The 12,155-nt window shown below is 44.6% G+C and carries 10 protein-coding genes and 1 pseudogene; 7 read left to right on the top strand and 4 right to left on the bottom strand.

Annotated features, from left to right (window positions below):
• Window positions 1–2,039, top strand: a pseudogene (locus ACFE90_RS29465) (DNA primase); the annotation flags it as partial.
• Here ACFE90_RS29465 and ACFE90_RS29460 read toward each other — a convergent pair.
• From ACFE90_RS29460 to ACFE90_RS29450, 3 genes are all read right to left on the bottom strand, one after another.
• The gene (locus ACFE90_RS29460; protein ID WP_375505916.1) at window positions 1,974–2,204 is read right to left on the bottom strand and encodes a hypothetical protein; all 231 of its coding nucleotides are present in this window, start codon (window positions 2,202–2,204) and stop codon (window positions 1,974–1,976) included. The pseudogene ACFE90_RS29465 and the gene ACFE90_RS29460 overlap by 66 nt on opposite strands.
• A 446-nt stretch (window positions 2,205–2,650) precedes the next feature.
• Window positions 2,651–3,172, bottom strand: coding sequence for a hypothetical protein (locus ACFE90_RS29455; protein WP_375505915.1), 522 nt, complete (start codon window positions 3,170–3,172; stop codon window positions 2,651–2,653).
• 13 nt (window positions 3,173–3,185) lie between these two features.
• Window positions 3,186–3,650 (bottom strand): hypothetical protein, encoded by a 465-nt coding sequence (locus ACFE90_RS29450; RefSeq protein WP_375505914.1) that lies wholly within the window; start codon window positions 3,648–3,650, stop codon window positions 3,186–3,188.
• Between the two features lie 671 nt (window positions 3,651–4,321).
• Here ACFE90_RS29450 and ACFE90_RS29445 point away from each other — a divergent pair.
• A complete protein-coding gene (locus tag ACFE90_RS29445; protein ID WP_375505913.1) occupies window positions 4,322–4,726 on the top strand; it encodes a plasmid mobilization relaxosome protein MobC in 405 nt (134 codons plus the stop codon).
• Entirely contained in the window at window positions 4,707–6,239 is a 1,533-nt protein-coding gene (locus tag ACFE90_RS29440; RefSeq protein ID WP_375505912.1) for a relaxase/mobilization nuclease domain-containing protein, read from the top strand. The genes ACFE90_RS29445 and ACFE90_RS29440 overlap by 20 nt, the downstream gene beginning before the upstream one ends.
• Before the next feature lie 260 nt (window positions 6,240–6,499).
• On the opposite strand, the gene ACFE90_RS29435 is transcribed toward ACFE90_RS29440, so the two are convergent.
• Window positions 6,500–6,919, bottom strand: coding sequence for a hypothetical protein (locus ACFE90_RS29435; RefSeq protein ID WP_375505911.1), 420 nt, complete (start codon window positions 6,917–6,919; stop codon window positions 6,500–6,502).
• 175 nt (window positions 6,920–7,094) lie between these two features.
• On the opposite strand from ACFE90_RS29435, the gene ACFE90_RS29430 reads away from it, so the two are divergent.
• The 4 genes from ACFE90_RS29430 to ACFE90_RS29415 all read left to right on the top strand — a co-directional run bounded on the left by ACFE90_RS29430 (window position 7,095) and on the right by ACFE90_RS29415 (window position 12,099).
• Complete coding sequence (locus ACFE90_RS29430) at window positions 7,095–7,289, top strand: hypothetical protein (RefSeq protein WP_375505910.1); 195 nt, start codon at window positions 7,095–7,097, stop codon at window positions 7,287–7,289.
• Entirely contained in the window at window positions 7,264–8,019 is a 756-nt protein-coding gene (locus ACFE90_RS29425) for a ParA family protein (RefSeq protein WP_375505909.1), read from the top strand. The genes ACFE90_RS29430 and ACFE90_RS29425 overlap by 26 nt, the downstream gene beginning before the upstream one ends.
• Window positions 8,016–9,128, top strand: a complete 1,113-nt coding sequence (locus ACFE90_RS29420) for a ParB/RepB/Spo0J family partition protein (RefSeq protein ID WP_375505908.1) — start codon at window positions 8,016–8,018, stop codon at window positions 9,126–9,128. The genes ACFE90_RS29425 and ACFE90_RS29420 overlap by 4 nt, the downstream gene beginning before the upstream one ends.
• Window positions 9,129–9,216: 88 nt before the next feature.
• Entirely contained in the window at window positions 9,217–12,099 is a 2,883-nt protein-coding gene (locus tag ACFE90_RS29415) for a DEAD/DEAH box helicase (RefSeq protein WP_375505907.1), read from the top strand.
• The last annotated feature ends 56 nt before the right edge of the window (window positions 12,100–12,155 follow it).

Raw genomic sequence — 12,155 nt, 5'->3', positions numbered from 1 at the left:
TTGACTTACCAGTGCGGCACAACGGCTTTAAACTAGATCCCACCCGCAAAACTCCCACTGGTGAGGATTTTAAATTGTGGACTAAAGCGGGTGAGACTGCCGACACTGACGGTAATTGTCACAGAACTTATTTATTTAACGCATTTCGTAACAAGAATTTTAGCAGCCTTGATTTTGAAGAGAGCGGTATCAGCCCCATCTGTGGCGGTTGTTCCCTTAAGAATCAGTGCCGTTTCGCTAGTGGTGATGGTTTTGGCTTCCGGTTTCAAAAGCGTACAGCAATTCAAAATTATTCCTCACTCAGAGCGCACCCCGACTCTACACCTGTTACCTTAACTAACGCTGCTGACCAAACTTTCACTGTTGGGCGGTTATGGGAAGAAGCAGGCACACTTATCAAGCCCGTGCGTAATGTTGATGTAAACCTCAGCGATTTTGAAACCACCGTCGGCAAGCTGCTACTGTTAGAACCAAATATAATGTCACAGCTACAACCTGCCCTCTTGGTTTTACACCAACTGTTTACTCAACAACTTAAATCCACTGACCGCTATGGCTTTGATGATGCCAGCATCCGTGCGCTGCTGCCCCCTTTCCCCACAGGCTTAGATATCGAAGCGATTCAGCAAACTGTAGAACCTGATTTAACTTTCTTAGAGGACTTGGACTCAATTGATATTACCCAAGATAAACAACTCAAAAAAAGCTCTGCGGCTCGTTATGCTTCTAAGAAACTAGTTAAAGACAGCGCACGAACGGCAGGTAGGGAGTTTCTTGACTTGCCTAATTACTGGTTGCCTGACTTTCTCCTCGCTTGGAAGGGTGATGGTAGTTTCCAATCTCAATGGGGTGTACTCAGCATTTACCGCCGAAACCCCAAGCACACTGAATTGGCCAATTCTGCCCAATTTAATATTTATCTTGATGCCACTTTCAAATCCCAGCAATTGAAATTGAAACTGGGCATCAGTGACCCCGTGTTAACCATCGAGCAACAACGCCCTGACTACGGCAATTTAAAAGTAGTCAACGTCACGGGGCTGGGGAAACTGCCCAAAAACCGCTCCCTTCCACTTAGCGCTCGTGTTAATGCCCTCAAAGAAACCTTGAAAAAACTCTGCCCCAACCTTGGCATTATCGATTGGAAACAGATTGCATCCCAAACCGAGGGCCGCACAGAATACGGTCACTTCGTCGATGGGCGTGGTGTTAACAGGTTTAGTGAGTGTGATGCGATCGCTTCTTTTGGCATTCCTTACCAAAACATTGGTGTTTTAGCAGCACAATATCAGGTGATGACTGGTTCACCAGTCAACCTGGAAGATAAAAACAGCACTTTCCAAAAGTATCTCACTGAACTAATTAATGCAGAAATTATACAAGAGATTGGGCGATTACGTTCACATCGTCGCCCCAATGTGGAGCTTACATTCTACTTCTGCGCTGACTATGACCTTAGTTTTCTCTTAGATGAACTGCCCGGAATCAAGTTAGAGGTTGTCGATGCCTGCTCTCTATGCACCGAAGCGGGTAGCCGAGATCAGCAGACGGGACACGCCATCGTCAAAGCGTTCACCCAGCTTTGGCAGTCACACCAGAAAATTGGACAAAAGGCGATCGCCAAAATCATAGACACTACCCAAGGATGGGTGAGCCGATTTACCCAACGCTGGGGGGGCTGGCAGCACTTTAAAAAATTATTACTCTTGCTATTAGATAGTCTTAATAGCGGTAGTAATAAAAATTTGGCTGAATTAACCGATGATGAAAAGTGGCTAGCGCGTACATACTTCCCGATGTTGATTGCTGAATCGGAGTCATCACCAGATCACCTGTTAGAGGGGGTGGCGGAAGTTGCCCAAGTTTTTAGTACTAGGGCGATGCGGCGAGTTTTACACGGATGTACCCCGGCTGTTAGGGCTGACTTGCTGATGACTTTCTTTCGTTGTTTACCTACTGAAGTTTATTCAATTTCAGTTTCTCCACTCTGCATCACTCGCAGAACCTGCGCTATCACCTTGAACAGTCATAAGAACTGATTCCAGACGATAACCAGCTTCACGAATATAATATCCAGCTGCACCCACGTCTTCAAACACGTTGTCAAATTGGGGATGAGTTGACGGAAAAATCTTTCTCAGGCGTGAGCTGATTCCTGAAAGTTCTTGCTGAATTGCGATTAGTTCTTGAGTATCATCATCCATACTTATTTACCACAAAGATAGCTGCCCCGGTGAAACATTTGATTTTCCACCCCTATGGTATAAAAGGTGACAAGCACTGCAAAGAGCTATAAGGTTGCCTCTGTGGTTCTAAGCTGGGTTTCTGTCCCAATGATGAACCTGTAGCGTGTACACCCTGCGTTTTGAGCGTGTTAAATGTGATGTTTTTTCACCAGGGGGTATGCAGTGTAACCCGCACTTTTGACAACGCCACTGGGCTTGTTGCTTAACTGACGTGGCAATTTCTGACCAATTATCTGGGTATAGAGAATAGGTGAATGTCATCAGTTTAATTAAACTAAAGCTTTGAGAATTGTAATGCTTATAGGGCTGGGCTACGGAAAGAAAAAATATTACTCCTGCTATTAGATAGTCTTAATAGCGGTAGTAATAAAAATTTGGCTGACTTAGACGACGATGAAAAGTGGTTAGCGCATACCTTCACTTATTTGCTTTTTGTATACGATAATTACTCTATCTAAGTAAAGTTCATCCGTTACTACTGAGATGGTTCGTATAAGATGTTCGCCTTGAAGTTCAATGCTATCAGCTATTTTCGTGTCACCATCATCGGATCTGAGCTTTTTTTTACTAACTTCATCGCTAGGTACAGCCCACGATACCAGATCATCAAGCAATAAGAAGGCTTTAGAATCATAGAAACTTAGATGACCGTTAAACGGTATAACTTCAGACTCCAATACCCCTTCACTGTCAAACCAATAAACTTTTGGTTCGCCTGTTCTTTCTTCAAAGAATTTCCCATCTGATGAGATAGTTAGAGTTAGCCCTTCGGTTGCTTCTACCTGAGCAATTAAATTGTTGCTGTTACCATTCAACCAATTTTCGACACCATTCGGATCTGGTTCATCACCGATAAATTCAATTTGGCTGTTTAGAGAAATGCTTCCTGTTAACAGCCATGTTCCAATTAATAATTCTATATTCATAGGATTTTTCTAATTATAGGTTTGATGAAGCCTGTTGCTGCTGCGATAAAGGCTGTTTACTTTGTCTCTTGCCCTTTGCACTATTTACTGTTGATTTATCCGGCTCACTACTAGCTTGAACTGACGCAGTATTTACCACTAATGGCTCAGTTTCAGTAGCCGGATTTGATGACCGATTTTTGTCGTCGCTTAAAGATGTGTTTTTCTGGCGACGACTGCTTTTCTTCAATTCACCCATCAAATATTTGATTCTGCTGCCAGTCAAATGAATGCCCAGCCCCTTCAACATCTCTGAGACTTCATCATAAGTGTAGCCGTACTTGTCAGAAGTCAGCTTCTCAATGTATCTCCGCATCTTACGAACAGCTTCCCTGTCCGATACATCTTCTCGCTCTTTCGGCTTCTGCTCCTTCAGTAGATTGATGGCCTTATCAATCTTGCCCTTCGTAATTACTTCTGAATTCTGATGCTCACTCATGGTTACTCATGAATACCGATTAACTGATAATTATCGGCTATTTGAAATAATTTGCACCAAGAGAGTTTTCAAAATTCTAGAAAAATCGGCGATTGCGGCTACGCTGAATTACCTTTTCGTATTGTGGCTACGCCGAACTAGTTTTTAGTATGGCAGCTTCGCTGGTAGTCTTATTCAAACTAATGCTAAAAAATCTGCCTATTACAGCTTCGCTGAATAAGATAACTTTAGTTAAAGCAGCTACGCTAAATTATCTTTTCGTATTCCGGCTACGCCCAACTATTATATTGTGTGCCAGCTACGCTGAATCAGAGAATTTTCATATAGCGGCTACGCCGTTTTTATCTCTTGTGCTGTGGCTACGCCGAACCAGAATTTACCGACTGCTTGATTGGATTCAAATTCCGGCTACGCCGTTGCTATCTCCCCCTGTAAGTTGTAGGATGATCAGCAGCACGGCTACACCGTTGTACTCCCGCCTTCAGCCCCCTGCTGGGTTCTCCGTACACACGTAGCACACGATACCTACCCTACTCCGAAAATGGGCTTGAAGCCAGCCATGCCTCAAAGCTTACGCTTTACCTCGCTCCGCTCGGACGGCAAAGCTGGTTTAGTGGGGTTTCACCCCCCTAAAAACCCCCCTCGCGTGATGTCCTCATTCCCCCTAAACTATGGCAAATCGCAAGCAGTCAAAAGCCCTAGTCCGAAAGCACATCTTCCCGGTGAGGTTGAGCGACATCGAACTGGATATGATTCGGATTAAATCACTTGATGCGGGGATATCAGCCAGTGAACTAATGAGGCGTAATGCGTTGATGCGTCCATTACCAAAACGATTGAGTAAAATTAGCTTGCAAACATATTGGGAATTAGGACAAATCGGGAACAACCTCAACCAGCTTGTAAAAGCAACTAACACAGCGCTAAAAATTGGGCGAACTTTACCTGCAAAACCCGAACTGTTACGAGAACTTTTAGAATTGTTGCATCAGTGTAGGCGAGACATTGCCTCTGATGATGTTGATGATGACGACTCGGAAGAGGAAGAGGAATCCGATGATTGGGAAGCAGACTAAGGGCAGAGGTTTTCGCAAGCTGTTGGATTATTTGGAATCCCGCGAAGATGCCAAACTAATCGGCGGCAATATGAGCGGTAGAAATGCCCGTGAATTGGCGCAGGAATTTAAGCTGTCTCGACAACTGAATTCTGATGCAGACCGAGTTGTTTATCATGTTTCTCTGTCAGCTGCTAAGGGGGACTTTTTAGATGATGAGAAGTGGAGCGAAATCGGCTCACGCTACATGTTTGAGATGGGTTTTGATGCCAATCAGTTTGTCATCTTCCGCCACCATAACACCGACGACGACCACATCCACATTGCAGCCAGCAGAATTAGGATGGACACGGGGCTGTTAGTGCATGATTCCTGGGATTATGTGCGCTCTGAAAAAATCCTGCGACAAATAGAGATTGACTATGATTTAGTACAAGTCCAAGGCAGCAGAGAGAAACTGAATCGCACACCCAGCACAGGGCAAATCAGGCGCATCCGGCGAGAGCAAGAAGAATATTCGTTGGGGCAACGCGACTCTCCCCCAGAACGCACTATTAAGGAGCAAGTTCAGCAAATAATTGACAACGCATCTGTTGACAATCCTCAGATGCCAATATTAATCATGCGATTGCAGGTTGATGGCATCAGTGTAAGGACAGGATTTACTAGAAATGGGAAGTCTAAAGGAATTTCTTATGAAAAAGATGGGCAAGCTTTTAGTGGCACACAATTAGGTGCGGCTTATACCTTCCCAGGACTGCAAAAACATCGAGGAGTTGACTACCAATCACAACGCGATGACCAACGCATTAACGAGTTGCTGTTAAATCCTGTTATATCCCTGCCAGAATATCTACCACAACAGGAAGTGATTTTAGCTCAAACACCAACTCGACCCCAGTTTACACCACCTCCAGAGGATGAAAGCCTACAGCGAGTATTACAGTATTACCTGACTAATACTCGCGCCCTAACCAATTTCCTTGTGCAACCATTACAACGCCAGGGATTGGCTTATATAGATCAACAGGAAAAAGTTGTCTTTATCAAGCGAGATTTAGACGGTGAAAAGTCAGGCGCACTGGTTTGGGATACTGCACGAATTGACAATCGTTGTACGGAGTACCCCTCTAACAGCGATCGCTCTTCAGGATGGTTTCATTTCAAATTGGGTGGAGAGGCAGAGGATAAAATCGAGAGAGTATACCTGTGTTCTTCCCCCATCGATGCCCTGACAATGGCAGAGATTGACAGGAGCGGACACAAGGGGCAACCACCAGTTAGAACAATGTACATGGCAGTGGATGATCCGAATGATTTGCCCTTTGAACTCCTCAGAAATATCAACAGGATTGGGCTGGCATTTAATAATGATGATCTGGGGAATGAAGCATCCCTTGCCGTTCAGGAAATGTTACCCCAGGCTAAAAGAATTACACCTAGTGGGCTGACTTGGAATGAGATTCTTGTTAGAGAGCGGCAGCAGCAAGAGAAACTGGAGCAAAAGCAACGCTCTAGAGGTTTTAGTCGGTGATCTCATGTTGACCAGACGAACTCGTGACCGCTACGCTCTCGGAGTCGGTGGCTCTTACGGGCAGAAAGATTACTGGTTGGGACAACTAGATCCTGCAAGCCCGCAAGAGCCACTCCGCTAACGCCGACTCCGAGCCACAAGTTCTTAAATCCTGGAAAGAAAGACCGCCTAGAAGTTAAGAGTTGTTTGTGGTGTTGAGTGCCAACAAAAATCGGCTCATTTTGGCTGTTCCAATACTTCTCACGAGCGATATGTTACTCTTACGGGCCGCCTGAAAGGTTATAGCCAATGTAGCAGTTACTGCTAGTGCGAACAAATACACCTGTTGGTGTCCATTGCTTGATCTGTTTGATAGAAGGAGCATCTAGGAACAGTGGATAGGGTTCACCCAACAAGGTAGGTATTTGTCCCACTTGGGTAAGTGGCCACGACTTTTTATCTATCAAATCTAACTCTGTCCTACACGGAAGCTGTATCCCGTAGGAAAAAACTCCAATGCACTTATTTGAAGCAATATAGACCCGATGACCGTATGAAACTCGGCAAGGTAATCCTCCTTTTCCTGGTAGTGCGTAGCCAAAGAAGTTAAAGCTCCACGGTAGAAATACAAGCAAAAGTACAGAAAATAGGATGAAGCCTACTGTACCTAGTACTATGGTAGATTTCCGAATGGGATTCATATTTAGGTCACCGATGATCTAGCTAAGTTTAGAAACTGTCATTTATATGCCAAGCGTAGAAATGAGCGTTGGGAAATCTTTGAACAAGTTCTGAGAGGTATTGCTTAAGGTGTGGGTTAGTGTGGTAAGACACGAGTATTGTGCCATCATCATATTTTGTTGACACAACCATTGTATGGCTGAGGCCAAGCGAACGCAGAAATTAGCAATCACCGAAATTAGAGATAAAACTTGGTATGAATTGTATATTGATGGTGATATTTACCCAAAACAAAACTATACATTGCCAATTAACATATCACCGTTATCTTTAGTTGTAACGGAGCAGGTAAACCAACTCACTTATGAGCCGAATCATCGCAGTTTTTAATCAGGCGGGAGGTGTTGCCAAAACCACCCTTACCCAAAACCTGGGCTACCACATAGCACAACTGGGTAATCGCGTTCTGCTCATCGACATAGACCCCCAAGCCAGCTTAACTATTTTTATGGGCAAGGTTCCAAGAGACATAGAGCAAACCGTCAACAATGCCATTGTGGATGAACAACCCCTGCCAATCCATGAGGGGATTCATGGTATGGATTTAGCCCCTGCCAACATCTCTCTTTCTACGGCAGAAATGCAATTGGTTAGTGCTTCCATGCGCGATTTCCGCCTGAAAGAAGCCATCGAACCAATTGAATCAGATTACGATTTTATCTTAATAGATTGCCCTCCCAGCTTAGGGCTACTAAGTTACATCTCCCTTGTAGCTGCTACCCATGTTCTCGTTCCCCTAGAAACCCATTTCAAAGCCTTTGAGGGAACAGGCGAATTACTAAAAACGGTCGCTACAGTACGCAATAAACCCAACCGCAAACTACAAATAGCCGGGTTTGTCCCCACCAAATACGATGCCCGGAACTCCCAGGACACTCGTACCCTAGCAGCCATCACCGAACAACTAGCAAGTGCCGGAACTGTCTTTGCCCCCATTCCTCGCTCTACTGCTTTTGTTGATGCTTCAGAAGAACGAATGCCCCTTGCAGTTTACGATCCCAAGCACCCATCTGTCCAAATCTTGAAAAAAATAGCCGTTAGTTTAGCAGACTTCAAATGAGACGCACGACTAAAGCCAGCCAACCCCTCAAAAGCAAAATTGATGTACCTTGGGACACCACAGGCGTTATTAATGCCGATTCTCAAGTGACCATCCCATTAGACCAGATTTCTCTGCCGCCGAATCAACCACGCCGTTACTTTGATTCTGAAGCATTAAAGCAGTTAACTGAATCCATCAAACAGCATGGCATCTTGCAGCCCTTGTTGGTACGTCCTCTTGATGGAGAGAAACACGAATTAGTCGCAGGAGAACGCCGCTATCGTGCTGCCTTAAGTATTGGGCTGAAAGTTGTCCCCGTCGTCATTAGAGAGTTAGACGACAACGCAGCTTTTCAATTTGCACTTATAGAAAACTTACTTCGGGAAGACCTCAACCCAGTTGAAGAAACTGAAGGTATCCTGCAACTGCTGTCTCTCAAACTAGGTCGAAGTGTTGAGGAGATACCCCCATTACTGTATCGTCTACAACGCCAACATTACAAAGCATCTACAGTTACCCATAACGTTATGGGCGCTCTGGAAAGCGAAGGTGATGAACCTACCCATAACGTTATGGGCGGAGTTGAAACTGAGTCCACTAATAACGTTATCAGCGACGATAAAGGTGATATTGAATTATCTACCCATAACGTTATGGGCGAAACCGAAACGGATAATTCCGACCTCAACCAGGAGCAGCCATTAAACCCAGACCTAAAAATCGTTGAATCTGTGTTTGATGGCTTAGGGTTAATGATCTGGGAATCTTTTGTTAAGAACCGTCTACCCTTGCTCAACCTCCCAGAAGATATCCTTGATGCGCTAAGGGAAGGCTCACTTGAGTACACCAAAGCCAAAGCCATCGCCCAAATTCAGAAATTAGATGAGCGCATTGCCTTTTTAGAACAAGCTATTGCCAACAACTGGTCTTTAAGCGAAATTAGACAGCGCATCAGTGAGAAGAAAAGCCCAAACTCTACCCCAAACACCGAGTCTGACAATTACAAAGAGCGCTTTACTGCTGCGACTACCAAACTAAGGAAGTCGCGCATTTGGTCAGACCCGAAGAAGCGCAAGCAAATAGAAAAACTACTTGCACAACTGGAGACGCTCACAAATGTTGAGTAACCTTGCATACCAAAAGCAGGACGTAGAAAGCAAAAGGCTCAAATATTTTTTATACTTAGCTTGTGTTCCTTTTTAAGTTTAAGTCCCCATGCAAGAGTCAGAAAAACTTATCCAGATAGTACAATCCTGGCTAGGCTACATCAGGTTAGAAGAACTGACTCAAGCTGAGGTCGAGCGTTCTTCAGATATCTATTCAAAAGTAGTAGATAAGGGAGTGCAGCTTCTTGGCAACAAGCTACTGTTAGATAGCGAAGTATTTACGCAATTCCAGCAACAGCAGCAAGCAGCTAAAAGAGGGAACAAAAATGATGTTCAGATGGCTGTTGCTTTCCCACAAATCTATATAATCCAAGGGAAGGGAAAAGAGCAAAGGCTGAAATACCTACCTCTGTTTACAATTGATATTTCACCCATCTTTAAAGGTAATTACCGCAAAACTGGCTGGGACTTGACCGAATACGAGTTTCAGCCAGTGGTTGTTAATTTGATGCGGCTGTACGGGCTAGAGGAGGAGCAAGCCGAATCACTGATTATTGCTTCAGGAATTGGAAAATTTTTAGAAGATACATTTAAAGTCAGATTCCCAACGCTTCGAGACTTTCTTGATCTGGTGGACTTACCCGAAGGAAAATACAAAACCTCTCGGCAACCTTATTTGCTACGCTGCGACTTTACGCCCTACAATGCCCTCCTGAAGCAAGACCTGCAAGAAATCCTCAAGGAACTTCAACAACCTGACTCTAAGGCAGAATGGCTAACTGAAACTCACCCAGCAATGCAGTACTTATGGGGAGAGCCACAATCACCCAGAGATGAGGTGATGTTCTGGGGGGCTTTCCCTGACCATCCGCCTGATGAATTTCAAGCCTCTGTTCTCAAACACGCCCAAGAGAACTTATTAACTGCTGTTTGTGGGCCACCCGGAACTGGAAAAACAGAAGTATTTCTGCATCTCGTAGCACAGCAAGTAGTGGATCGGGCGTTACGGCTTGTTCGCGGTGAAGATGATGCAAATAATTTAATACTTTTTGTCGGCACTAATAACAGTGCCATTAAAAAATTTCAACAACGACTGACTATAAATTCTCCTGCTCAACAGTTTTATCTCCCCGGCGGCAACCAAACTATTATCCGTAAGGAAACTCTACCCAAACTGCAATCAACCCAAGATTGGCTGCGTCAGACTGAATTTAATCAATCTGCTTGGGAAAAATCCAAACTTGATCTATCAGTTGCAGAGAGTGAAATTCAGCAACTGATAGATCAAGACCGCTTTAATACTGCCCAAAAAGTCACTGATGCCGAACTGCGATCGCAACTGGAAGTAGAAATCCAATCCCTCAATAACGAGATTGCTGTTACTGATTCCGAGTTACAAGCCCTAACTGAACAGCTATCAAGTTTGGCAGATTATGCAAATTTTCCCATTGATGCCTACCAGCAAATACAAGAAGCTTTATCCCAGGCAGAACGAGAACTAGCAAAAGAGTCCGACTCCATCACAAAACGCGCCTTGGATTGGCTTAATGCTACTACAGATCAGCGAATTTTTCGGCGGTTGGCTTTGCGAATCAACGCTGCTGTTTTAAACACCTTGGCAACAGGGCATCCTTTTCAGACCCCCCTTGACCGCCCTAGTTTAATCACAGCAGTGACCTCTGTTAACCAAAAACTCGATTTTTCACAGCAATGGCAGAATCTTAACCAAAAAGTCACTGAAATTCAAACCCAGCTAACAGCTTTAAATAAAGAACTAGAGTTAAAACTTTTCAGACATCAACTTTTCCAAAAACAACTTGATAGTTACCCACAAGGGGATTTCTACAGTCGTTTTTACCGTGACCATCACTCATTGCAGCTAGAACTGTTTCAACGTGCCTGGGCTTTTCTGTTGCAAGAAACTCTCCGGCGCAAACATAGCGTTATGAGAGCATTGTCAACTTATGGCAGCTTATTGATAGGGGATGGAGAGGCATTGCTCAAACTGTCAACAGACGGTGATGCTATCTACCGTGACTTGAGTTTGATTTTCCCTGTCATTAGCTCCAGTCTGCAATCAATACGTAATATGCTGCCAATTCTTCAACCCAATAGCGTAAAGCTGGCACTGGTGGACGAAGCAGGTACAACTCTTATACATCAATTATTTCCCTTGCTGGTGCGATCGCAACGGGCAGTAGTGGCAGGCGACCCCCAACAAATTGAGCCAATAGTTAACCTTTGCGACGATACCATCAAACAATATCTGAAAACTGCCTTTCTGGATCGGGGCATGGGGAATGAAGACTATTATCGCTATGCCCCCACTGCCAAATACACAGCTACTGCTTATCACCGTGCGGCTGGTGCTAATGGCACAGAATCCGACTTGGGCAACGGCATTATCCTCTCTAATCATTACCGTTGCACCCCACCCATTATTCAGTTTTGCAGTCCCAACTATCCTGGTGGTCTGCAAATCCTTTCAGATTATACCGAGGAAGCAACAGTTAAGCACCTGCTGGCTTACCACGTAGAGGGAAGCCACTTAAATCACACCAATCCCGAAGAAATCGATGCCGTAGAAACTGCGATCGCGTCCTTGCTGAAGCATGGCTATTCTATTGGCTCGGATGACAACTCTAAGACAATTGGGGTGATGTCGCCGTTTTCACAGCAAGCCAACGCGCTGAGGTATCGACTCTCTAACCGTTGGCGAAACTTTTCTTGGGATGATATTGGCACGGTTCACACCTTTCAAGGAGGAGAGAAAGCAGCCATCATCTTCTCTCCTTACCAGTGCCACCAAGAGCATAGTTTTTGGTTCCTGAACCGCAAACCCAATTTACTGAATACAGCCGTTAGTAGGGCAAAGGAATTGTTTATTTTGGTGGGCAATGTTAGGGAATTAGAATTAGCTGGCGGTGAAACCAAACGGTTAGTTGAACATATTCAGCAACATGGAGAGATTCGCACTCTTCGTGAGCCTTGAAGGGGTTCAGCCGGGATACGCGCAAATTGGGACATGTTGTAAAGTTATGTTACGCA

Origin of the sequence: uncultured Nostoc sp. (genome assembly GCF_964245445.1) — a bacterium.
Taxonomy (GTDB): Bacteria; Cyanobacteriota; Cyanobacteriia; order Cyanobacteriales; family Nostocaceae; genus Nostoc.
The sequence above is the reverse complement of the archived record's forward strand: the minus strand, read 5'-3'. Positions and strand labels throughout refer to the sequence as shown.